18 protein-coding genes and 1 pseudogene are annotated in these 22,461 nt (G+C 67.1%); 14 read left to right on the top strand and 5 right to left on the bottom strand.

Annotated elements, in window-relative coordinates:
• Positions 1-18 precede the first annotated feature (18 nt).
• The 5 genes from ACQY76_RS04970 (at position 19) to ACQY76_RS04950 (ending at position 5,311) form a co-directional block, all read left to right on the top strand.
• Positions 19-1,434 (top strand): amidase, encoded by a 1,416-nt coding sequence (locus ACQY76_RS04970; protein WP_428031794.1) that lies wholly within the window; start codon positions 19-21, stop codon positions 1,432-1,434.
• A gap of 383 nt (positions 1,435-1,817) precedes the next feature.
• Positions 1,818-2,300 carry a thermonuclease family protein gene (locus ACQY76_RS04965; RefSeq protein ID WP_428031793.1) on the top strand — a complete coding sequence of 161 codons (483 nt, stop codon included), beginning with the start codon at positions 1,818-1,820 and terminating at the stop codon, positions 2,298-2,300.
• A 353-nt stretch (positions 2,301-2,653) separates the two neighbouring features.
• Entirely contained in the window at positions 2,654-3,406 is a 753-nt protein-coding gene (locus tag ACQY76_RS04960; RefSeq protein ID WP_428031792.1) for a hypothetical protein, read from the top strand.
• Positions 3,407-3,746: 340 nt separating this feature from the next.
• Positions 3,747-3,902, top strand: a complete 156-nt coding sequence (locus ACQY76_RS04955) for a hypothetical protein (protein WP_428031791.1) — start codon at positions 3,747-3,749, stop codon at positions 3,900-3,902.
• Between the two features lie 551 nt (positions 3,903-4,453).
• Positions 4,454-5,311, top strand: coding sequence for an SDR family oxidoreductase (locus ACQY76_RS04950; protein WP_428031790.1), 858 nt, complete (start codon positions 4,454-4,456; stop codon positions 5,309-5,311).
• Positions 5,312-5,441: 130 nt separating this feature from the next.
• Here ACQY76_RS04950 and ACQY76_RS04945 read toward each other — a convergent pair whose 3' ends face one another.
• Positions 5,442-5,633: a hypothetical protein gene (locus ACQY76_RS04945; protein ID WP_428031789.1), complete on the bottom strand. Its 192-nt coding sequence runs from the start codon at positions 5,631-5,633 to the stop codon at positions 5,442-5,444.
• 104 nt (positions 5,634-5,737) lie between these two features.
• On the opposite strand from ACQY76_RS04945, the pseudogene ACQY76_RS04940 reads away from it, so the two are divergent.
• A pseudogene (locus ACQY76_RS04940) lies at positions 5,738-5,845 on the top strand (MBL fold metallo-hydrolase); the annotation flags it as partial.
• A 33-nt stretch (positions 5,846-5,878) separates the two neighbouring features.
• Here ACQY76_RS04940 and ACQY76_RS04935 read toward each other — a convergent pair.
• The 4 genes from ACQY76_RS04935 to ACQY76_RS04920 all read right to left on the bottom strand — a co-directional run bounded on the left by ACQY76_RS04935 (position 5,879) and on the right by ACQY76_RS04920 (position 11,171).
• Positions 5,879-6,694, bottom strand: a complete 816-nt coding sequence (locus ACQY76_RS04935) for an SHOCT domain-containing protein (protein WP_428031788.1) — start codon at positions 6,692-6,694, stop codon at positions 5,879-5,881.
• Positions 6,695-7,154: 460 nt separating this feature from the next.
• Positions 7,155-8,372: a tyrosine-type recombinase/integrase gene (locus tag ACQY76_RS04930; RefSeq protein ID WP_428031787.1), complete on the bottom strand. Its 1,218-nt coding sequence runs from the start codon at positions 8,370-8,372 to the stop codon at positions 7,155-7,157.
• A gap of 304 nt (positions 8,373-8,676) precedes the next feature.
• Positions 8,677-9,774 (bottom strand): YihY/virulence factor BrkB family protein, encoded by a 1,098-nt coding sequence (locus ACQY76_RS04925; RefSeq protein ID WP_428031786.1) that lies wholly within the window; start codon positions 9,772-9,774, stop codon positions 8,677-8,679.
• 74 nt (positions 9,775-9,848) lie between these two features.
• Positions 9,849-11,171: a UDP-glucose dehydrogenase family protein gene (locus tag ACQY76_RS04920; protein ID WP_428031785.1), complete on the bottom strand. Its 1,323-nt coding sequence runs from the start codon at positions 11,169-11,171 to the stop codon at positions 9,849-9,851.
• 363 nt (positions 11,172-11,534) lie between these two features.
• On the opposite strand from ACQY76_RS04920, the gene ACQY76_RS04915 reads away from it, so the two are divergent.
• The 8 genes from ACQY76_RS04915 (at position 11,535) to ACQY76_RS04880 (ending at position 22,458) form a co-directional block, all read left to right on the top strand.
• On the top strand, positions 11,535-12,671 hold the full coding sequence (locus tag ACQY76_RS04915; RefSeq protein ID WP_428031784.1) for an ABC transporter substrate-binding protein: 1,137 nt from the start codon (positions 11,535-11,537) through the stop codon (positions 12,669-12,671).
• Positions 12,672-12,733: 62 nt separating this feature from the next.
• Positions 12,734-13,909 (top strand): YncE family protein, encoded by a 1,176-nt coding sequence (locus ACQY76_RS04910; protein ID WP_428031783.1) that lies wholly within the window; start codon positions 12,734-12,736, stop codon positions 13,907-13,909.
• 115 nt (positions 13,910-14,024) lie between these two features.
• Positions 14,025-15,233, top strand: a complete 1,209-nt coding sequence (locus ACQY76_RS04905; RefSeq protein ID WP_428031782.1) for an isochorismate synthase — start codon at positions 14,025-14,027, stop codon at positions 15,231-15,233.
• A complete protein-coding gene (locus ACQY76_RS04900; RefSeq protein WP_428031781.1) occupies positions 15,230-16,855 on the top strand; it encodes a (2,3-dihydroxybenzoyl)adenylate synthase in 1,626 nt (541 codons plus the stop codon). Before ACQY76_RS04905 ends, ACQY76_RS04900 begins: the two co-directional genes overlap by 4 nt.
• Complete coding sequence (locus ACQY76_RS04895) at positions 16,856-17,509, top strand: isochorismatase family protein (RefSeq protein WP_428031780.1); 654 nt, start codon at positions 16,856-16,858, stop codon at positions 17,507-17,509. It begins immediately after the preceding gene.
• The gene (locus ACQY76_RS04890; RefSeq protein ID WP_428031779.1) at positions 17,509-17,793 is read left to right on the top strand and encodes a phosphopantetheine-binding protein; all 285 of its coding nucleotides are present in this window, start codon (positions 17,509-17,511) and stop codon (positions 17,791-17,793) included. The genes ACQY76_RS04895 and ACQY76_RS04890 overlap by 1 nt, the downstream gene beginning before the upstream one ends.
• Positions 17,768-21,700 (top strand): amino acid adenylation domain-containing protein, encoded by a 3,933-nt coding sequence (locus tag ACQY76_RS04885; protein ID WP_428031778.1) that lies wholly within the window; start codon positions 17,768-17,770, stop codon positions 21,698-21,700. The genes ACQY76_RS04890 and ACQY76_RS04885 overlap by 26 nt, the downstream gene beginning before the upstream one ends.
• Complete coding sequence (locus ACQY76_RS04880; protein WP_428031777.1) at positions 21,682-22,458, top strand: 2,3-dihydro-2,3-dihydroxybenzoate dehydrogenase; 777 nt, start codon at positions 21,682-21,684, stop codon at positions 22,456-22,458. Before ACQY76_RS04885 ends, ACQY76_RS04880 begins: the two co-directional genes overlap by 19 nt.
• Positions 22,459-22,461 lie beyond the last annotated feature (3 nt).

Here is a 22,461-nt window from a genome sequence, read left to right as displayed (position 1 = left end):
GGTGCAGAGCGGGTCCCAATGTCTTTGATGGAGCTAAGTGCGAGCGAGCTGTCTCGCCTCATAGCAACCCGCGCGCTGAAGCCATCCGAGTTGATGGACGCCTATCTAACGCGCCTGACCGCCGCCAATCCGTCCGTAAATGCCATCGTCTCCTCGCGCGAGCCGGAGGAACTGTTGGCCGAGGCGAGGTCGATAGATGACCAAACTCCACGCGGTTGGCTCCACGGCATTCCGATTGCGGTGAAGGACCTGGTTGAGGTGCGCGGCATACGAACCACGTTCGGCTCGCCGCTCTATCGGGATCATGTGCCCGAACAGGATGATCTGATCGCCGAGCGCATGCGCGCAGCCGGGGCCATCTTTACCGGCAAGACCAATACGCCGGAGTGGGGTCAGGGCAGTCACACCTTCAACCCGATATTCGGGACCACTCGCAATCCCTACGACCTGAGCCGCTCCGCAGGGGGATCATCGGGCGGCGCGGCTGCCGCTCTGGCGGCACGGCTAGTGCCTGTCGCCGACGGGTCGGATATGATGGGAAGCCTGCGAAACCCAGCCGCCTTCTGCAACGTCTATGGATTCCGACCCAGCTGGGGTCTCGTGCCGGCCGATGCGACGGGCGACACTTTCCTGTCGACGCTGGCGACCGACGGGCCCATGGCGCGCACTATCGAAGATATCGCCCGCCTGCTCGAAACGCTCGCCGGGCCCAATCCTGGCGTGCCCTTCGGGCGGCAGGCGACGACATTTTCGCACCAGCTCGACACCAACCCGCGCGGCCGTCGAGTAGGCTGGCTTGCCGACTGGGGCGGCGCCTATGCGTGCGAGCCGGGCATTCTTGAATTGTGCGGCCAGGGCTTGCGAGTGCTTGAGGAGCTTGGCGCCAAGGTCGATCTGGTTTCCCCGCCATTCGCAGCGGATCAACTGTGGGAGGCTTGGATCAGATTGCGGGGCTTTCTCAATGCGGGTTCGAAAGGTGCCCTTCTTGCGGATCCGAAAAGCCGAGACCTCCTTAAGCCGGAGGCCCAATGGGAGATCGAGTTCGGCCAGACAGTGACGGCATCACAAGTCTATGCCGCAAGCGTCACCCGGTCGCGCTGGTACGCGGAGGCCACGAAGCTCTTCGAGCAGTACGATTTCCTTGTTTTGCCCTCGGCGCAGGTTTGGCCGTTCCCCTCGGATTGGCGCTGGCCCAGTTCGATCAATGGTCGTTTGATGGACACCTATCACCGCTGGATGGAGATAGTCGTCCCCGTTAGTCTAATCGGGCTTCCTTCGCTGGCTCTTCCCTGCGGATTCGGCGCGAGTGGTCTGCCCATGGGAATGCAACTCATAGGGCCTGATGGCGGCGATGCCGACGTTCTGGCTGCCGGGAATCAATACCACTTGGCCACGAACTGGCCCGCGATTGCCCCAAAGGACATGCGAGCGTAGCTGTGGGACACAGTGGAGTGCTCAGTTCCCTTGACCTTCGGCCAGCTGCACGGCCGGCCGCAGTCAGATCCATCAGGCTCCGAAATGCCAAGCTCACGTGCCGCCGCCCGGACGCCAGCCTCAGGGCGGCCGCCTTCCGGTTTCGGTTCAACCTGAGACGAAACCCTCTTCAACTCGATCAGCTCAACCCAGCGGGAAAGAGCAGCTGGGGAAGATGGTTTGCATAGGCGACGACCTGGCACAGGTGCTCGACTCCCCAGATCTGGACACCCCCGCACCAAACCACGCAAACCCCTCCAAGCCCCTGACGATGCTAGACTGCTCAAAATTGAGCAGTCTAAGCGCCCCCGGCCTCCGAGGTGACGGGAACCGAGAAGTTGCCGATGAAGATTGCTGCCGCTGCCGCTGCCGCTGCGCTCGTGAATGCCGTCCTTTGCCATCCCACCCACGCCGAGCAGATCCAAGGGCAAGCCTCAGTCATTGATGGTGATACCCTTGAGATCCACGGCCAGCGTATCCGCCTGCACGGAGTCGACGCGGCCGAAAGCCGTCAACTCTGCGAGCGAGCTAATGGAGCAGAGTATCGCTGCGGTCAGGTCGCAGCTCTCGCCCTGGCAGATTGGATCGCGCGCGCGGCGGTATCGTGCCGGCAGACCGACGTTGACCGGTGGAGGCGGGCCATTGCAGTCTGCACCGTTCGCGGAGAGGACATGGGCGCCTGGCTCGTGGCCTCGGGGCACGCACTCGCCTTCAGGCGCTACAGTCTCGACTATGTGGCCGATGAAGAGGCAGCGAGAACGGCACGGCGAGGGGTGTGGCAGGGTCACTTCGTGCCGCCCTGGGAATGGCGCAACGGTGAGCGTTAGGGCGATGCCGAGCGGTTATGAAAAGTCAGACGACTATGGCGGTCCCGACCCCGGATGGGGTGCGCGCGTTATGATCGCATTTGTGTGCTTGCTCGCGTTGATCACAGCCCTGGCGCTTCAGTGGCAATGACTGGTCCCGGCCTTGCGATCCATATGGCAGCATTGTCCGGGCGGTGAGTCTTTCCGGCAACCGCCGCCATCTGCATCAGCCGTCTGCGCCAGCGCCAACAGCATTCCGACTGTTGCAATGATGTGCATCGCCATCTCCACCATAAGCGACTCACCCCTCCCATAGCACCCTCGACTCTCGATTGCAGATGGTCCAGCATCTCGCTCGGGTTGGGGAGAGTTCAATGAAATTAGCGTTCGTGCTGGCGGCTTCGCTAGCGCTGTCGGGGTGCGTCACGAGCGAAAAGGCTCACTTCAAACCATCAGCCGGACAGGAGGCGATAGTTCGGGACGGCAATGCCGCCATCGTCTCCAAAAAGCCGCGCTCGATTGTGCTCGTCCGGCCCGCGAAGCGCGAAATGGTCCCTGGCGGGCGTCCCGTCTATGTGATTGCGGCGTACAACGACGGGCCCGATTCCACCCTGCTTTCTGTCAGCAACATCACTGTCGAGCAGATGGCGGGCGGGGAGCCGATTGGCGACCTTAAGGTCTTCACCTATGAGGATCTACTGAGAGAAGAGCAGGCACGCCAAGTGATGGCGGCCATCCTCGTAGGCGTGGCTGCTGGGGCAAATGCGGCATCAGCCAGCAACGCCGGGTACTACAATAGCCGATCTACCGTCTACACTCCGCACGGAACGGCGACCGTTTATACCTCAGGCTATAGCCCCGCAGCGGCTTCGATCGCCCGGAACAATGCGGCATACCAAAATGCGGCAATGACGGCTTCCGTGATCGAGCGAGGGCAGCAAAATCTCGCAGTGTTGGAAAATCAGGTCCTCAAGGACAACACGATTATGCCGGGGGAGTGGATCGGCGGACAGGTGCATATCGCGCCCCCGGCTAACAACGATACTGGTAAGGAATATCGCATCACGGTCGTCGTGGGTTCAGACGTGCATCAGATCGACGTCGCCCAGCGGCCGGCCGGAAGCTGAAGATTGAAGCCTGATGGCGTCGACTACGACTTCGCACCTGCGGTCTACAATCCACAACGAGTGCAGCCCAGCCTCCACAGGGTCGTCATCAGCGGAAGACAACCGTCAAGAGCGGCGGCGGGGAAGATTGATATCTTACGGAATATTACGGGCGCCTGACAAAATGCGGCGCAGAGGGATACGTAGCAAAATAGAGGGCTTGCAGAACTTGCAGTTCCGGCGGACGATCAGGCCTACCACAGGTGGCATCTGATCAATCACTCTAGCTGCGGGGGCGGCGATGACGGCGAGGACCACAACGGACGGGGAAGCTCTGCCCGAGACGGAGAGCATAGGGGCCGTGATCTGCGAGCGTATGAGCGACCTGCGCTATGTCTGCGAGGCCCATGGCTGGAGCGATCTACTGTACCTACTCGATATCGTCGGCCACGAGCTTAAGACGCGTCTGGCACCCCCGCCGCAGATGAGCGTCGATCTCTCGGATGTGACGGCATAGGCGGGCGAGCGCCTCCGGCTCCGCGCCATCGATTGCCATACGGTCACGTACGGCGCTCATGGCCGCCCGTGCCGCCTGCATACGCGACGGATCTCGGTCAAGCAGCGCATCGGACGCGGCGATGATGGCGGTGGTGGCACTGGAGTCAGGCGGCGGCAGGCGGGACGGGCTCATGATTATTTCGCCCTAGGCCAAGACCGTGGCAGGATCACGTCGCGAGCCTGGGCTTCGCGACAGGTTCCTGATGCGAGCCCCGGCACCGTCATCGCCGTTCGCTGGTCGAGGTATCTGCTCGGTGGACGCTCGCCCACTTCGGGGCGCCACGAACTTCCCATTGGTCAAATGCCGCGTCCATCTAAGCGCTGCCGCAATCCAACAATCGCGGTCGTGTGGGCTCGCGTTCGCGGCACACCTATGCCGGACTGCGGCGAAGGGCTTGCAGTGACAATCAGATGAGGCCGGATTGGTGTCGCTTTTCGTCCTGGAACCAACATGCTTCTCGTCCGTTGGCCAACGTTCCTCGTCGACGTTAAGCCATGGGAGCCCTGCAAATGCTCGATTATCCGCGCCCGCCGTTCGAGGAGCAGCAGCAGTCGGTGCCCGGACGGACTGAGGCGATGTTGCCCCGTCCAGACCATGGCGAGGACAGCTACAAAGGCTCCGGCCGCCTCGACGGAATGAAGGCTCTCATCACTGGCGGCGACAGCGGCATCGGGCGCGCCGTGGCGCTGGCATATGCGCGCGAAGGCGCGGACGTCCTGATCTCCTATCTCGACGAGCACGACGACGCCGAGGCGACTGCCGAGCTGGTGCGCGAGGCCGGTCGACAGGTGGTGCTGGTGCCGGGCGACATCCAGCACGCGGCCCAGTGCCGGGCGCTCGTGGACAAGGCAGTGGAGGCGTTCGGCCGCATCGACATCCTCGTCAACAATGCCGCGCACCAAGCCACTTTCACCGACATTTCCGAGATCAGCGACGCGGAATGGGAGCTGACCTTCAAGGTCAACATCCACGCGATGTTCTACCTCACCAAGGCGGCGGTGCCGCACATGAAGCCTGGCAGCGCCATCATCAACACCGCGTCAATCAACTCCGACAAGCCGAACCCCACGCTGCTTGCCTACGCCACCACCAAAGGGGCAATCCAGAACTTCACCGCAGGGCTGGCGCAGATGCTGGCGGAAAAGGGCATTCGCGCCAATGCGGTCGCGCCGGGACCAATCTGGACACCGCTCATCCCCGCCACCATGCCGGTGGAGAAGGTGGCGCATTTCGGCGAGCAAGTGCCGATGAAGCGTCCCGGTCAGCCAGCGGAGCTTGCCACGGCCTACGTGATGCTCGCCGACCCGCTCTCTAGCTACGTCTCCGGCGCGACCATCGCCATTACTGGCGGCGCGCCGATGATCTGAACGGCCTCGGCGGAGGAGAACGAAGGTTCCGCAGTTCCTGCGCGGCAGCGATGCCAGGGGCGAGTCGAGAGTGATGGCGATGCCGGCTATGCCGGCAAGAGGCCGCCGCCTGCACCGCCATCCACGACGGCTATTCGGCCAACGCTTCCCTTTGCTGAATAAGGTTGTCCAATATCGCCTGCTGCTGCGCGATGCGGTCGGCCGCGCGTTCTTCATCGCTGGCGCCTGAGAAGGCTGCTGCTTGCTCGGTGAGTTCCGATAGATTTTGACGCGCCGCTGCAATGCGCTCGTCAAGCTCGATCAATTGGACTGCATCAGACATGGGGGCACTCCTTTTTGTCCAGGGTTAAGCGGCAACTGGCGAATTTGGTTCGGCGGTAGCTGATCCGTTCTCACCTGGCTCAACCGGCATCGGAGGAATATCAGGGCGGCTGCGCGCATCACGAAGTCGCGTCGCTGGCCCGGCCCGATTGGCACAAGGCAATAGGCTCCGAGACGCGCAAGCGGATTTACGACATGGTCGCTACCGAGCGCAGAGATTTGAATGACAGAGAATTCCCCGCCTAGCTAAAGCCGATCAAGCAATTCGGCCTTCTTCGCGGTGAATTCCTCTTCGGTCAGAATGCCCTTGGAATGCAGGTCGGCGAGACGTTCGATCATGGTGAAAATGTCGCCAACGCCGCGCGTTTCATTACCGGAAGCCGGAGGGGCTGAATTTGAGAAGGGAACGGCGTTCTTTTCGGGGGTAAGCGAGGTCGCTACGCCTTGTGGCGGAGCACTGGTGGTTTGGCCGTGATTTCCCGGTTCGTCGCCCGTCCCACCAGCGACTTGTTTCGCACTGTCAATCCGGGGCAGCTCGGCAAGCCTCACCAGTCCGAACTGGCTTGAGAAACTCAGCGACTGGTCGCCGCCCTGCTGCTGCGAAACCCCAGAAATCATGTGCTCCCCAGTATCGTAAATGGTCTGAGCGCCGGCGCTCTCCACCACGAGACGCCGTGCCGCAGGAAAGAAGGCGTAGCTCAGGTCGTTCTGCGCGCCCGAGGAACTCGGATTGCCGAATTCCTCGGGCCACCAAGCTCCCAGGGAGGAAAGGCTGGAGCCAGATGTGGGCGGCCGGGACTCGGCCGCCAGTGCGGGATTCTGCATCAACGCATCAGAAATCTCCGTGCACAGCCTGTCCACCCGGTACTTAAGATCCTGGTTGAACATGTCGCCAACCATGATCATGCCACCGCGCGACCACTGACCCATTCCCCCGAGATCCGGATGGCTGAACTGGGCCATTGTGCCTCTGCCGGCGACTACAGCGCTCAGCAAACTCTCCACCGCGTCGGCTCCGATGCCGTGGCGCGCGGAGAATTCCTCAATGAAACGTTGCTTCATAATCCCCACACAGTCCAACTCTCGGGGCACACTGCATCGCATTTCGCGATTATCGATACCAACAGCGCGTCCGCCAGCCGCCCCTCACTCTAACTTGGCGGCATACGCGCCGCCGCCGCCACCGGCGTCGAGGCGTTACCCAGTAGCGGCGTCCGCGTCTCCATACCCAGTATGTGCTGTCCGCCGGGGTGCCATCTGGTGCCACGCCATACGGTCCGTCCGCGCCCGTCTCTTCCGGAGGCACGGCGCTTTTCAGTGCATCTAGCGGAGTTGCTTCGGCGGGAGCTGCTATCATCGGGCTAAGTGCAGCGATCCCGGCTACTGTCGTCGCCGCACCGCACAATGCGAGTAAGAAAGACCTTCTGTTCATCGGCCTTCTCCACATTTCGAGGAAAACTCTTCCTCCAGGGCGAAGCATACGCCAATCTTTGGGACATGCATCCGTTTCAGCGGGCGTCGGTCAAGCGTTTCTGACCAAGGGAACGACGTTCTCCGCCGGTCTTGCCCCAATAAACTTAGCCCATGCATCCATGAGCTTTCGCCGTTTCTCAAGCGCGTCGCCACGACGGTAGGCGCGCTCGACTTCGTCCCCAACGACGTGGGCCAGCGCCGCTTCGGCAATCTCGCGAGGAAATGCCGTGCGCTCGCCGGCCCAGTCGCGGAAAGATGAGCGAAAGCCGTGAACGGTCACTGTCGGAAGATCCATGCGCTTCTGAAGGAGTGCCAGCATCGCCATGTTCGAATGTGGCTTACCCTTCCGGGGGCCGGGGAAAACAAAGCCGTCCTCCCGTCGAATCACCTGAGCCGCATCGAGGATCTCCATCGCCCTGTCGCTAAGCGGAACACGATGCTCCTTTCCGGCCTTCATGCGGGATGCAGGGATTGTCCAAGTCCTCGCCTTGGGATCGATCTCCTCCCATCTGGCTCCGACGACTTCGCCGGAGCGGGCAGCGGTGAGGATCGTAAACTCCAGCATGAGTGCTGCGACGGCCTCGCGCTTGCGCAGATCGATGATGAACGCCGGCACATCGGCATAGGGCATCGCAGGGTGATGGCCCCTCTGGAGCTTCTGACGGCGCGGCAGAAGGTTGTCGAGGTGACCACGCCACCGGGCAGGGTTCTCACCCGCCCGGTGGCCCTTGGCCTTCGCCGCATCCAAGACACGCTCGATACGGCCTCTTAGCCGGGAGGCCGTCTCCTGCTTCGTCTGCCAAAGGGGTTGCAGCACCTCCAACACGTTCTCGGTGGTCACGTCGCCAATCGGAATGGGGCGGAGCTTGGCGGCGTAGACCTCAAGTGTGTGCTTCCATTGCCAGCGGTGCTTCTCATTTCGGAAGCCCGACTTGATGTCGTCAACGAGTTGGTCCGCGAACGCGCCGAATGTGACGGCGGCGCTCTTCTCTGCTTCTTCCGCGCGGCGGACGAGAATTGGGTTTTCGCCGGCAGCGACGGTCTTGCGTGCCTCAGCGGCCTTCTCCCTGGCCACAGCCAAGGAGACCGACGCAGCCCCGCCCAATCCCATTTCCTTCAACTTGCCCTGCCAGCGGAACAGAAACAGCCACCGCTTAGCTCCGCTGGGATCAACCACGAGATAGAGCCCGCCGCCGTCGGAATGCCGGCCTGGCTTACTGAGGCTTGCCACCCCGCGCGCCGACAGCTTGTTCACCTCGCGAGCCATCCGGCACCCCAACTTACCCCAACATTTACCCCAACAAATTACGATGCTTCCGGCAAACGTCAACAAACATCGAGCGTACGAAGGTGGCGCAAAACCCCATAGACACTAGGCTTCCCAGGACGCCAGCAACTGCAGAAGGACACGAGTTGGGTGGACCTCGGCTCCACCAGGCACTCGCTTCAGAGAGTTGATCGTTCCGCGGAATATCTCATCCGCCAGAGCTGATCCCAACACCTTCCCCGTTACCTCCCCCATCCGACCATGATCGTGCCCGCGAGACCTCGCGGAAACGGCTATGGGCCGCCTACTGCGCCTCGCCGAGCGTATCGGCCATGCGGGCTCCGCGCATGCCCATGGGCAGCGGCGCGCCGGTGGTGGTGTCAATGGCCGTCTGGTGCTCGATCTCGGCGTTCAGTTCCGCGCCGAGGAGAATCACCGTCACCGACAGCCAGATCCACACCATGAAGCCGATGACCGCGCCCAGCGAGCCATAGGTTTGCTCATAGGAGGCGAAGTGGCTGACATACCACGAGAAGCCCGCCGACATCGCCAGCCAGAGCAGGGCGGCGACGGCGCTGCCCATGCTGGCCCACCGCCATTTCGGCCGCTGGCGGCAGGGGCCGAAGCGATAGACCACGGTGACGAGGACGGCCACGACCACGGCGAGCACCGGCCATCGCAGCACCGAAATGAGCCGCTCCGTGCCGCTGGGCAAATAGAGCGCGTCGAGCACCAGCGGCAGCGCCACCACCGCCGCGAGGGCGATGACCGCAAACAGCACCGCCGCGAGGGTGAAGCCGAGCGTGACCAACGTGAAGATCAGGAAGGAACGGCGTTCCTCCTCCTCATAGGCGATGTTGAGCGCCTCGATCATGGCCTTGGTGGCGGCATTGGCGCTCCACAGCGCGGCTGCCAGGCTAAACGCGAACCGCCAGCCCAGGCTGGAATTCTCCGTCGTCGCCAGCCGCACGATCTGGTCGCGCATCACCTCGATGGCGCCGGATGGCAGCAGCCACGACGCCGCTTCGAGCTGGCCCCGAATGGACGCCGGATCGAGGAACAGCCCATAGAGCGACACGATCGCCGCCAGCGCGGGGAAGGTCGCCAGCAGCGTGTAGAAGGTGACGCCCGCCGAGAGGCTGAGGACGCGGTCGGCGAGGAACTCGTTGAAGGTGCGGGTGAGAATATCGCGCCAGCCACGCCGGGGAATCTGAGTGGGGTCGACCGCCATGCGCCCGCGCGCGGCCTCCAGCGCCGCGGCCGGGTTCGCGTGGTTGCCAGCCGGTCGTACACCCGCCGGGCCCGAGGTTCGGCCGAGCAGCGCGGGCAGTGCGGCGCTGGCCAATGCGCCGATCACGGCGCCGCACAGCGCTGCGCTCCAGAGTGCCCGTCTCTTGCTCACGCCACTTCTCCCCACCGTCCCCGCAACGCCGTTGAAAGGCAAACGCGGAGGGCGGGGCGCTGTTCCGGCGGGGATCAGCCCTTGGAGGGCTCGCCCCGGCCGATGCCGACATAGGTGAAGCCTCGACGGATGAGGTCTTCCGGCGGGTAGATGTTGCGCAGGTCGACGACGATGGCGCTGCGCAGCTGGGCCTTGAGCCGGTCGAGGTCGAGGGCGCGGAAGGCATCCCATTCGGTGACAATGACGAGGCAGTCGGCGCCCTCGGCGCATTCATAGGCGCCGGTGGCGTAGTGGATGCCCTCGGGAAGCACCTTGCGCGCCTCCTCCATGCCCACGGGGTCATAGGCGCGGACCTTGACGCCGCGGTCGACCAGCGACTGGACGATGTTGATCGCCGGGCTGTCGCGCATGTCGTCGGTGTTCGGCTTGAAGGTGAGGCCGAGCACCGCGACGGTGGCGCCGCGCGGGGGTACGCTGAGCGCCTCCAGCACCTTGCGCCCCATCGCCGCCTTGCGGGTCTCGTTCACCGTGGCCACGGTCTCGATGAGACGGATAGGGGCGCCCGCCTCCTGCGCGGTGCGGGTGAGGGCGAGGGTATCCTTGGGGAAGCAGGAGCCGCCATAGCCGGGCCCCGCATGCAGGAATTTCGGCCCGATGCGGCGGTCGAGGCCGATGCCGCGCGCCACTTCCTGCACGTCGCCGCCGACCCTCTCGCACAGATCCGCCACCTCGTTGATGAAGGTGATCTTCATCGCCAGGAAGGCGTTGCTGGCATATTTGATCAGCTCGGCATTGGCCCGCTCGGTGAACAGCAGCGGCGCGGCGTTCAGCGACAGCGGGCGGTAGAGCGCGCTCATCACCTCGCGGGCGCGGGGATCGCCGGTGCCGACGACGATGCGGTCGGGACGCTTGAAATCCTCGATGGCCGCGCCCTCGCGAAGGAATTCCGGATTGGAGACGACCGCGATGTCGGCGGCCGGCGTTTCCTCGCGGATGATGTGTTCGAGATCGGCGCCGGTGCCGACCGGCACGGTCGACTTGGTAACGACGACGGTGAAGCCCTTCGCGGCGCGGGCGATCTCGCGCGCGGCGGCGTGGACATAAGAGAGGTCCGCATGGCCGTCGCCGCGCCGCGAGGGGGTGCCAACCGCGATGAACACCACCTCCGCCTCTTCGACCGCTTCGGTGAGGTCGGTGGTGAAGCGCAGCCGGCCGGCGGCGACATTGCGGGCGACCAGATCGTCGAGGCCGGGCTCGAAGATCGGCATCACGCCCGCCTTGAGGCGCTCGATCTTCGAGATGTCCTTGTCGACGCAGGTGACGTCGTGGCCGAAATCGGAAAAGCAGGTGCCCGAGACCAGGCCGACATAGCCTGTACCGATCATCGCGACGCGCATGTGGCTCTCACTCCGGATTAAAGCGGGGGGCCCTGCCGCCGGCCAGGAGCCTTACCTCCTTTAGCCAATCGCCCTCGCGATATCGAGAGGCATGGGCCGTATCGCCCTCTCGGCGCGGATATTTGCAGGATTCTGCGTCGGTTAGGCGACACGTCCCTTTCAGCCGCGCCGCACTGCACAGCGTTGTGATGACGTCAGGTCAAGACGAGACGCATGACTTTAAGTAAAACGGAGCAGATGCCACTATTATTTCTAAATTAGACTAATTAAAAACAAGCAATTACAAAATGTTTAGTTGACAGATCGGGCGCGGCGGAGGGATTAGGCGGCATCCATTGCGCCTCCCGCTGGTATTTTCCGCCCATGCTCCGCCGCTTCCGTGCCGACATTGCCGCCTCCACACGCCGCGTCGCGGCCGGGCTGGCGGTATTGGCCGCTCTCCTGTCCGGTTCGACGCTGCCGGCACGGGCGGAGATCGCGCTGACGGACGTCACCGGGCGTGAGGTGACGCTGGCCGCACCGGCCAAGCGGCTGCTGATCGACGACGGACGCTTCCTCATCGCGCTGGCGCTGCTGCACCGCGACCCGGTGAGCGTGCTGGCGGCGTGGCCGCGCGACATCAACCGCATCGGCGCGCGCACCTATGAGGCGTACCGGGCGAAATTCCCGGCGATCGAGACGCTCGCCAAGGTCGCGAGCTCGGCCGGCGCGCTGTCGGTGGAACAGGTGGTGGCAGCGCGGCCCGACCTCGCGGTGTTCTCGCTCGGCTCCCAGCCCGCACCGGAGGAGCGCGCCCGCATCGAGGCGGCGGGCATCCCGGTGGTGGTGATCGACTTCTTCACCCATCCGCTGACCAATCTGGAGCCGAGCCTCACCCTGCTCGGCGCTGCCACCGACGCAACCGCGCCGGCAGCGGCGTTTCTCGCCTTCCGCCGCGCCCGCATCGACGCCGTGCGCGCCAAGCTCGAAGGGCCGCCGGACACGGAACGCCCGCGCGTCTTCCTGGAGCCGCACGCGGCGATGACGGCGGATTGCTGCAATTCGCCGGGGCGCGGCAATGTGGGCGACATCATCGAGGCGGTGGGTGGCACCAATATCGGCGCGGCGGTGATCCCGCGCGCCTTCGGCAAGCTCAACCTCGAATATGTCATCGCGCAGGACCCGCAGGTCTACATCGCCACCGGTGGCAGCCATATGGAAGGCACCGCCGGCCTGCTGATCGGGCCGGAATACAGCCCCGCACGGGCGCGCGAGACCCTGGCGGGCGTGGTGGCGCGCCCCGGCTTTGCCGGCTTCGCCGCCGTGCGCGACCACCGCGTCCACGGCTTGTCGCACCAGATGCTGAATTCGCCGCTCGACCTGTTCACGGTCGAGATCCTGGCGAAGTGGATCCACCCCGAACGCTTTGCCGGGCTCGATGTCGACCGCACGGTGGCGGAGGTGAACGAACGCTTCCTCGCCGTGCCGGTCGAGGGACCCAACTGGATAAGCCTCGACTGACGGGCCGCTCGCCGGGGGCGGCGCCGTCCGGAACAACCCGCTCTCATCAACGGAGATACTTCATGCCGAACGACGCGACCTTTGCCCGGCCCCGCCTGCGGACGCTCGCCCTTCACAGGGCCACCTTTGCCCGGGTCACCCTTGCCTCTGTCGCGCTGTTCGGCCTTGCCGGGGCGGCCCTTGCCGACCCGGAATTCGTGAAATCGGTGAAGCCGGGAGACGGCCTGTACGAGCTGGTGTTCAGCGCGCCGATGAACCGCGTCTATGTCGCCGCCGCCGGCGCGCGCGGGGCGAACGAGACCTTCGTCTACGCGCTCGACCCCGCGACGCTGGAGACCAGGGAGACGATCGCGCTCGGCGACGACCCGGTGTTCGGCCTCGGCATCAACAACGCCACCAAGACGCTGTACGGCACCCAGACCCGCGACGGCTCGCTGGCGGTGATCGACCTCGCCACCGGCAAGGTCGTCGCCAAGATCGCCAAGGGCGAGAAGGCGCATGTGCGCGAGGTCGTCGTCGACGAGGCGGCCAACCGCGCCTATGTCACCGTGACCGGCCGTCGCGACACCCCTTCCTCGGTATGGATCATCGATGGCGCCAAGAACGAGGTCGTCGACACGATCGACAACCTGCCGGGTTCGGTGACCGGCATTTCGCTCGACGCCAAGGGCAAGCGCCTCTTCCTCTCCGCCATGGAGAGCAACGAGGTGCATGTGGTCGACCTCGCCAGCAAGAAGGTGACGAGCTTCCCGACCGGCGGCGAGGGCTCCATCAACCTTATCTATGACGCTTCGGGCGACCAGGTGTTCGTGGCCAATCAGGGCTCCGGCGAGGTCGCGGTGCTCGACGCCAAGGATGGCAAGATCATCAAGGAAATTTCCACCGGTGCCGGCGCGCTCAGCCTTGCCATCGACCCGCAGCGCAGCCTGCTCTACGTCACCAACCGGCAGGCCGGCTTCACCTCGCTGGTCGACACCAAGACGCTGGAGCCGGTCGCCAACATCGTCACCGGCTCGATGCCGCAGACCGTCGCGGTCGATGCCGCCACCGGCAATGCCTATGTCTCCAACAAGCTGAAGAGTGCCGGCCGCCCGCGCCCGCCCGCGCCCCCCGCCGCAGGCGCAGCCGCCACGCCTGGTGCCACGCCGGCTGCCGCGCCGGCGGGCGAGGCTCCCCGCGCGCGCCCGGTGCCGATGGTCGACCCCTATGGCGACACCGTCACCCTCATCAAGCCCTGATCGGCGCAAACGTTGATCGGCCCAAACGTTGATCGGCCAAAGCCGGAGCCCGGCCTTTCAATGATGGTCTCTCGATGACGGTCTCTCGATGACGGTCTCTCCTGGAGCGAAGCGCATGCGCGATGGCGCGGAGACGGCAGCCTTGAGCGAGGCGGCCTTCGCCCCCGCCTTGCCCTTTGCGCTGGTTTCCGCCCATGAGACGCTGGTCGCGCGGGGCTGCGCCGGCCTCATCGAGGCCGGGCCCGAATCTGTGGGTGTGCGGGCGCGGCGTCTTCTCGACGCGGCGATTGATGCGCCCGCCCTCCTCGTCGGCGCGCTGCCCTTCCGGGCAGAGGTGCCGGTCCATCTCTACCGCCCGGCCGAGCTCTCGCGCAGCCCCGGCCGGGCGCGCCTTGCCGCCGCCTTTCCCCCGCCGGCGCTGGTGCGCCCGGCCGCGCGCGTGGCGCCGCGCTGGCAGGTGACGCCGGAGCCCTCGCTTGCGGCCTATCGAAGCGCGGTGGCGAACGCGCTGGCGCGGATGGCCGGGGGCACGGACGATCCGCGCAAGATCGTGCTCTCTCGCAGCCTGAAGCTCGTCGCCGACCGGTCGATCGATGCCAGCGCGCTGCTGCGGGCCCTGTCGGAAGATGCCAGCGTCACCGCTTTCTGCGTCCCCCTGGGCGCGGGGCCCAGCCCGCGCACGCTGGTGGGCGCGAGCCCCGAGCTTCTGGTGTCGCGGCGCGGCGCGACGGTGACCTCGCACCCGCTCGCCGGCTCGGCCCGCCGGGCGCGCGACCCCGAGGCGGACCGCGCGGCGGCCGACGCGCTGCTGGCGTCCGAGAAGGACCGGCGCGAGCATCGCGAGGTGGTGGAAGCCATTCTCGACCAGCTTGCGCCCCACTGTGCCGAACTTGCCGTGCCGGAGGCGCCCGAACTGACCTCCACCGCCAGCATGTGGCACCTCGGCACGCCGATCGCCGGGCGCCTGCGCGAAACCGGGCTCCAGGCGCTCGACCTCGCGCTGCTGCTGCACCCCACCCCCGCCGTCTGCGGCACGCCGCGCCTGCCGGCCGCGCGTGCCATCGCCGAGCTGGAAGGCTATGAGCGCGGCTTCTATGCCGGCGCGGTCGGCTGGTGCGACGCCGCCGGCGATGGCGACTGGCACGTGGCGATACGCTGCGCCGAGCTTGCCGGCCGCGAGGCGCGGCTCTATGCCGGCGCCGGCATCGTCGCCGGTTCCGACCCGGAGGCGGAGGGCGAGGAGACGTCGGCCAAGTTCGCCGCCCTGCTGACCGCGCTGGGCATTGACGAGCAGGGCCGCTCCCTGGCGGAGGATGTTGCGTGATACCGCTCGAACAGGTCTGGCCGGAGGAGTTCGCCGCGCGCTACCGCGCCAGGGGCTATTGGAGGGGCGAGACCTTCACCTCCTTCCTGCGCGACCGCGCGCAGGAGATGCCCGAGCGCCTCGCCGTGGTCGGCGGCGAGCGACGCTGGAGCTTTGCCGAGCTTGAGACCCGCGCCGAGACCATCGCGCGCGGCCTGCTGGCGCTGGGCCTGAAGCCCGGGGACCGGGTGGTGGTGCAGTTGCCCAACATCGCCGAGTTCCTGTCGGTGGTGTTCGGCCTGTTCCGCGCCCGGCTGATCCCGGTCTATGCCCTGCCGGCGCATCGCAGCGTGGAAATCATCCATTTCGCCCGCACCGCGCAGGCGCGCGGCTACATCATCGCCGACCGGCATGACGGCTTCGACTACCGGGCGCTTGCCGAGGAGGTGCAGCGCGAGGTGCCCGAGCTGGCGCATGTCGTGGTGGTCGGGGAGGGCGGTCCGTTCGCCGCGGTCGATGCCCTGCCGGACGGATCGGCCGTCGCGCTGCCGGAGGATGCCGATCCTTCCGAGGTCGCCTTCCTGCAGATATCGGGCGGCTCGACCGGGCTCTCCAAGCTGATCCCGCGCACCCATGACGACTATATCTACTCGTTCCGCGCCAGTGCCGAGATCTGCGGGCTGGACGCGTCGAGCGTCTATCTCGCGGCGCTGCCGGTGGCGCATAATTTCCCGATGAGCTCCCCCGGCGTGTTCGGCGCGCTCTATGCCGGCTCGCGCGTGGTGCTGGCGCCCTCGCCCAGCCCGGAAGTGGCGTTCCCGCTGATCGCCCGCGAAGGCGTGACCATTACCGGCCTGGTGCCGCCGCTGGCGCTGCTCTGGCTGCAGGCGGCGCCGGGAAGCGCGCACGACCTCTCCTCGCTCGAGGTGCTGCAGGTGGGCGGGGCGAAGTTCCTCGCTGAATCCGCCCGCCGGGTGAAGCCGGTGCTCGGCTGCACGCTGCAGCAGGTGTTCGGCATGGCCGAGGGGCTGGTGAACTATACAAGGCTCGACGACCCGGAGGAGACCATCGTCTCCACCCAGGGACGTCCGATCAGCCCGGATGACGAGGTGCTGATCCTTGACGACGTGGGCGATGCCGTGCCGGAGGGCGAGGCGGGCAATCTGCTGACGCGCGGGCCCTACACCATCCGCGCCTATCACAATAATGACGGCGCCAACGCCCGTGCCTTCACCCCGGACGGCTTCTACCGCACCGGCGACGTGGTGAAGCGCCTGCCGGGCGGCTACCTCGTCGTGCAGGGGCGGGCCGGCGACCACATCAACCGCGCCGGCGAGAAGATTTCCGCCGAGGAGATCGAAGACCATCTGCTCGGCCACCCCAATGTGTTCGACGCAGCGGTGGTGTCGCTGCCGGACGATTTCCTCGGCGAGCGCTCCTGTGCCTTCATCATCGCGCAGGGCGACAAGCCGAAGGCGGCGGCGCTGAAGGCCTGGATGAGAGGGCGCGGCCTCGCCGATTTCAAGGTGCCGGACCAGATCGTCTTCGTCGAAGGCTTCGAGACCACGGCGGTGGGCAAGGTCTCGCGCAAGGAACTGCGCGCCAGCCTGCGCCGGCGATTCCTCGACGCGGCGGAGGGCTGAATGACCGCGACCTCTGCCGCCAAGGGCCTGCCGACCATCGCCCCTTACGAACTGCCGCGCGCCGGTGAGCTGCCCACGCCGCGCGCGCCCTGGACGCTGCAGCGTGACCGCGCGGCCTTGCTGATCCACGACATGCAGAACTATTTCCTGCGCCCCTTCGTGCCGGATGCGGCGCCCCTGGCGCCGGTGGTGGCCAACATCGCCGCCCTAGTGCAGGCCGCCCGCCTCGCCGGCGTGCCGGTATTCTACACCGCGCAGGAAGGCGAGCAGGACCGGCGCGACCGGGGGCTGCAGGCCGACCTCTGGGGGCCGGGCATGAGTGCCGCGCCCGAGCACCAGCACATCCTCGCCGCGCTGGCCCCGCAGCCGGGCGACAAGGTGCTGGTGAAGCACCGCTACAGCGCGTTCCAGCGCTCCAACCTGGAGACGCTGATGCGGGCGCGCGGGCGCGACCAGCTGATCATCTGCGGCGTCTACGCCCATATTGGCTGCGCGTTGACGGCGGCGGAGGCCTTCATGCGCGACATCGAGCCGTTCATGGCGGCGGACGCGCTGGCGGACTTCTCCCGCGCCAAGCATGACCTTGCCTTGTCCTATGTCGCCGATGTCTGCGGCGTGCCGCTGATGAGCGCGGCCATTCTGGAGCTGCTGTGATGGCGATCGAACCCGGCGACATCAGGCGCATCGTCACTCCCGCCGCGCCGGTGACGCGCGGGCAGATGCGCGCCGACATCGCCCGGATGCTGCATGAGGACCCCGAGGAGATTGGCGGCGGCGACAGCCTGCTCGATCTCGGCCTCGATTCCATGCGGGCGATGAATCTCGTGCTGAAATGGAGCGAAGGCGGGCTGGAGCTGGAATTCGCCGAATTCGCCGAGAACCCGACGTTGGACGGCTGGTGGGCGCTGGTGGATGCGCGCCAGCGTGCGCGAGGATGACGCGATGGCCGATGCCGGCGCGGCGCAGCCGCTGACCGAGGCGCAGGCGGGGCTGTGGTACGCCCAGCGGCTCGACCCCGCCAACCCGCTGTTCAACACCGGCCAATACATCGAGCTGACCGGTCCGCTCGACCGCGAGGCCTTCGCGGCGGCGGTGGCGCAGGCGGTGACCGAGGCCGACGCGCTGGCGCTGCGGATCATCGACGCGCCGGCGGGCCCGATGCAGATCGTTGACCCGGGCCGGCGCCCGGTGCTGGAGGTGATCGACCTTTCCGGCACGGACGACCCGCTGGCCGCTGCGCAGGCCGACATCGCCCGCGACATGGCCACCCCGATCGACCCGACGCGGGACGTGCTCGCCGCCGAGCGGTTGTTCGTGCTGGGGCCGCAGCGCTATGTCTGGCAGCAGCGCATCCATCATCTCGCGATTGACGGCTATGGGATGATCCTGCTCACCCAACGCGTCGCCGAGCTCTACAATGCGGGCCTGCGGGGCACCGTGCCGGGGCCGGCACTGCCGGGTATCGCCGCCGCCTTCACGGAAGATGCGGCCTATAGCGCCGGCGACAGGCGCGAGGCCGACGGTGCCTATTGGCGGGCGCTGTTCGCCGACCGGCCGGAAGTGGCGAGCCTCGCCGCCGGCAGCGCGGTGAGCGCGCCGCGCTTTCACCGCCGGGCCGTGGAGATCGACGCTGCCGCCTTCGCCCGGATTCGGGCGGTGGGCGAGCGCACCGCGATTCCGTGGCCGGATGTGATCACTGCCTTGGCGGCGGCCTATGTCGGGCGCCACACCGGTATGCCCGAGGTGATCGTCGGCGTGCCGTTCATGGCGCGGCTCGGCAGCGCGGCGGCGCGGGTGCCGGCGATGCTGATGAACGTATTGCCGCTGCGGGTGGCGATGCCCGGCGAGGCACCGGTCGACGATTATCTCGGCGCGGTGGCGAAGAGCCTGACGCGGGCGCGCCGGCACGGGCGCTACCGTTCCGAGCAATTGCGCCGCGATCTCAAGCTGGTGGGCGGGCAGCGCCGGCTGCACGGATCGCTAATCAATCTTCTGCCCTTCGACGAGACGCCGCGCTTCGAGGGACTGACCAGCCGGCTCGAGGTGCTGTCGACCGGGCCGGTGGACGACATCACCTTCACCTTCCGCCTGCACGGCACGGACGGGCTGCGGCTGGAGGTCGACGCCAACCCGGAGCTGTATGACGCGCGCACGGTCGAGGCGCAGGCTTGGCGGCTGAAGCACTTCATCGAGGCGGCGAGCACGGCGGAAAGGCTGGACGACGTGCCGACCGCCACGCCTGAGGAGGCACGCCGACATGTGTTCGATCTCAACGCCACCGATCATCCCGTGCCGGACACCACGCTGGCGGCGCTGATCGCGGCGCAGATGCGGGCGACTCCTGCCGCGCCGGCGCTGCGCTTTGCCGGGGAGGCGATGGACTACGCGACGCTGGACGCGCGCAGCCGGGCGCTGGCGGAGCGGCTCAACGCAACGGGGGAGGGCGGCCTCGTCGCGGTGGCGCTGCCGCGCTCCTTCGAGCTTGTGGTAGCGCTGGTCGCGGTGCTGCGCGCCGGGCTCGCCTATCTCCCGCTCGATCTCGCCCAGCCGGATGCGCGCCTCGGCCGCATTCTGGATTCGGCGCAGCCCCGGCTTGTGCTGGCCTTCGCCGAGGATGCCCACCGCTTCGACGGCACCGCCGCCGTGCTGGCGCCCGGCGACTGGCCAACCACGCCCGCAGGGGCGCCGCTCGATGGCCCGGAGCCCGAGGACGCCGCCTATGTGATCTACACCTCCGGCTCGACCGGCGAGCCGAAGGGCGTGGTGATAAGCCATCGCGCCATCGTCAACCGGCTGGAATGGATGCGGGCGCATTACGGCTTCACGCCCGCTGACCGCATCCTGCAGAAGACGCCCGCAACTTTCGATGTGTCGGTGTGGGAGTTTTTTCTGCCGCTGCTGACAGGCGCTTGCCTCGTCGTCGCCCCGCCGGACGCGCATCGCGACCCGCTGGCGCTGGCGCGGATCATCGCCGCGGAGGCGATCACCACCGCGCATTTCGTGCCCTCCATGCTGGCGGCGTTTCTGGCCGAGCCGGCGGCGCAGGGGCTGGCGCTGGCCCGGGTGTTCTGCTCGGGCGAGGAACTGCCGGCGGATTTGCGCGACCGCTTCCACCGGACGCTGCGCGCCGAGCTGCACAATCTCTACGGGCCGACCGAGGCGGCGGTGGATGTGAGCTTCTGGCCCGCCGGCGCCGCCGACGATACGCGCCCGGTGCCGATCGGCTTTCCGGTGTGGAACACGCAGCTCTATGTGCTGGACGCGCAGGGCCGGCCGCAGCCGCACGACGTGCCGGGCCATCTGTTTCTCGGCGGCGTGCAGCTGGCGCACGGCTATCTCGGCCGGCCGGACCTGACGGCCGAGCGCTTCCGGCCCAACCCGTTCCGGCCGGGGGAGCGGATCTACGCCACCGGCGATCTCGCTTTGTGGCGGCCGGACGGGGCGGTGGTGTTTCTGGGCCGTTCCGACCACCAGGTGAAGATACGCGGCCTGCGGATCGAGCTCGGCGAGATCGAGGCGGCGGTGATGGCGACCGGCCTCGTGCGGCAGGCCGCGATCCTGTCGCGCGAGGATCGCGGCACCACGCGGATTGTCGCCTATGTGGCGGCGGAGCCGGGCGCCGATCTCGCGGGGCTAAAGGCGGCGGTCACCGTCCGGCTGCCGGATTACATGGTGCCGGCCGCCTTTGTGCGGCTCGGTGCGCTGCCGGTGAACGCCAATGGCAAGCTGGACCGCGGCGCCCTGCCGGCGCCTGACTTCGCCGGCGGTGGAAGCCGTTTGCCGGCAAGCGAGACGGAGCGAAAGGTGGCGGCGCTGTTCGCTGCGCAGCTCAAGATCGAACAGCCGGTGGCGGTGGAGGACGACTTCTTCTCGCTGGGCGGGGATTCGCTCAGTGCCGTCGCGCTGCTGCTGCGCGTGCGCGAGGCCTTCGGGCGCGATCCCGGCCTCGGCGCGCTGTTCGCCCAGCCGACGGTGGAGGGCTTCGCGCGGCTGCTCGACGCCGAGGCGCCCGACCGGGACATGGGGCTGGCGCCGCTCATCACCCTGCTGGAGGGCGACCCCGCCTTGCCGCCGCTCTTCGTCGTCCATCCGGCCGGCGGGATTTCCTGGTGCTATGGACGGCTGGCGCGGGCGCTTGCCCCCCGTCGCACGGTCTACGGCGTGCAGGCGCCGGCGCTGGTGCCGAATGTGCCGCCGCCGGAAAGTCTGGAAGTGGTGGCCGCCGACTATGTCGGGCGCCTGCGCGCAGTACGTCCGGAGGGGCCGTATCACCTGCTCGGCTGGTCGGTGGGCGGCATTCTCGCCCAGGCGATGGCGGTGCGGCTGGCGGAAGACGGCGCCGACATCGGCGTGGTGGCGATGCTCGATTCCTACCCCTGCGATGTCTGGCGCGGCGAACCCGACCCCGGCGAGGACGGCGCGCTGAAGGCGCTGCTCGCCATTGCCGGCCATGACCCGGACCGCCTGCCGGCGCTGGCGCTGAACCGCGCCTCGGTGCTCGCCTTCCTGCGCGCCTCCGACAGCCCGCTCGGCCGGCTGCCGGACGAGGCGCTAGACGGGGTGGTGCGGGTGGTGGCGGGCAACAACCGCTTGGTGCGCGGGCATTTCCACCGCCGCTATAACGGGCCGGTGCTGCATTTCCGTGCCGCGCTGGACCATGTGGGGCGCGACCTCTCCCCGGCGCAGTGGCGGCCCTATGTGGCCTCCGTCGCGGTAATCGACGTGCCGAGCCTGCACGCCCATCTCACCGGGCCGGAGGCAGTGCAGGCGATCGCGCCGGTGCTGGCGCGGGCGCTGGCGATGGCAGACGCAGACGAGGAAAAATCATGCGCGACAGTGGTTTGAGCGGCAAGATCGCACTGGTGACCGGTGCGGCCGGCGGCATCGGCGCGGCGCTGGTGCGCCAGCTGGTGGAGGAGGGCGTGCGCGTCGTTGCCACCGACCGCGACGAGGGCGGGGCGACGGCGCTGGCCGCCGCGATCGGTGACGCCGTGGTCGCCTTCCCGCTCGATGTGCGTTCGACCGAGGCGGTGGATGCGCTGGTGACGCGCATCGAGCGCGATTTCGGCCCCATCGACCTGCTCGCCCATGTGGCGGGCGTGTTGTCCTATGAGCCGGTGATCAGCCTTTCCGATGCGGAATGGGAGCGGGTGCTCGACATCAACGCCGCCGGTGTGTTCCGCGTGAGCCGCGCGGTGGCGCGGGTGATGCAGCCGCGCGGGCGCGGGGCGATGGTGGTGGTTTCCTCCAACGCCGCCGGCATTCCCCGCCATGCCATGGCCGCCTACGCCGCCTCCAAGGCGGCGGCCACCATGTTCACCCGCTGCCTCGGGCTGGAACTGGCGCCGCACGGCATTCGCTGCAACATCGTCGCGCCGGGGTCGACGCTGACGCCGATGCAGACCGGCATGTGGGCGGACGCGCACGGCGCCGCAAAGGTGATCGCCGGCACGCCGGAGACCTTCAAGGCTGGCATCCCCTTGGGAAAACTGGCAAATCCGGATGATGTCGCCGACGCCGTGCTGTTCCTGCTGTCCGACCGCGCCGGCCATGTCACCATGGCCGACCTCTATGTCGATGGCGGCGCCACGCTGCGGGGCTAAGGC

The sequence above is a fragment of the Ancylobacter sp. genome (assembly GCF_965279025.1).
GTDB lineage: Bacteria > Pseudomonadota > Alphaproteobacteria > Rhizobiales > Xanthobacteraceae > Ancylobacter.
This window is presented reverse-complemented; position numbering and strand designations above follow the sequence as displayed.

Coding starts and splice junctions, on each gene's coding strand:
- ACQY76_RS04970 (WP_428031794.1), top strand. CDS start 19: ATGTCTTTGATGGAGCTAAGTGCGAGCGAGCTGTCTCGCCTCATAGCA.
- ACQY76_RS04965 (WP_428031793.1), top strand. CDS start 1,818: ATGAAGATTGCTGCCGCTGCCGCTGCCGCTGCGCTCGTGAATGCCGTC.
- ACQY76_RS04960 (WP_428031792.1), top strand. CDS start 2,654: ATGAAATTAGCGTTCGTGCTGGCGGCTTCGCTAGCGCTGTCGGGGTGC.
- ACQY76_RS04950 (WP_428031790.1), top strand. CDS start 4,454: ATGCTCGATTATCCGCGCCCGCCGTTCGAGGAGCAGCAGCAGTCGGTG.
- ACQY76_RS04945 (WP_428031789.1), bottom strand. CDS start 5,633: ATGTCTGATGCAGTCCAATTGATCGAGCTTGACGAGCGCATTGCAGCG.
- ACQY76_RS04935 (WP_428031788.1), bottom strand. CDS start 6,694: ATGAAGCAACGTTTCATTGAGGAATTCTCCGCGCGCCACGGCATCGGA.
- ACQY76_RS04930 (WP_428031787.1), bottom strand. CDS start 8,372: ATGGCTCGCGAGGTGAACAAGCTGTCGGCGCGCGGGGTGGCAAGCCTC.
- ACQY76_RS04920 (WP_428031785.1), bottom strand. CDS start 11,171: ATGCGCGTCGCGATGATCGGTACAGGCTATGTCGGCCTGGTCTCGGGC.
- ACQY76_RS04915 (WP_428031784.1), top strand. CDS start 11,535: ATGCTCCGCCGCTTCCGTGCCGACATTGCCGCCTCCACACGCCGCGTC.
- ACQY76_RS04910 (WP_428031783.1), top strand. CDS start 12,734: ATGCCGAACGACGCGACCTTTGCCCGGCCCCGCCTGCGGACGCTCGCC.
- ACQY76_RS04905 (WP_428031782.1), top strand. CDS start 14,025: ATGCGCGATGGCGCGGAGACGGCAGCCTTGAGCGAGGCGGCCTTCGCC.
- ACQY76_RS04895 (WP_428031780.1), top strand. CDS start 16,856: ATGACCGCGACCTCTGCCGCCAAGGGCCTGCCGACCATCGCCCCTTAC.
- ACQY76_RS04890 (WP_428031779.1), top strand. CDS start 17,509: ATGGCGATCGAACCCGGCGACATCAGGCGCATCGTCACTCCCGCCGCG.
- ACQY76_RS04885 (WP_428031778.1), top strand. CDS start 17,768: ATGCGCGCCAGCGTGCGCGAGGATGACGCGATGGCCGATGCCGGCGCG.
- ACQY76_RS04880 (WP_428031777.1), top strand. CDS start 21,682: ATGCGCGACAGTGGTTTGAGCGGCAAGATCGCACTGGTGACCGGTGCG.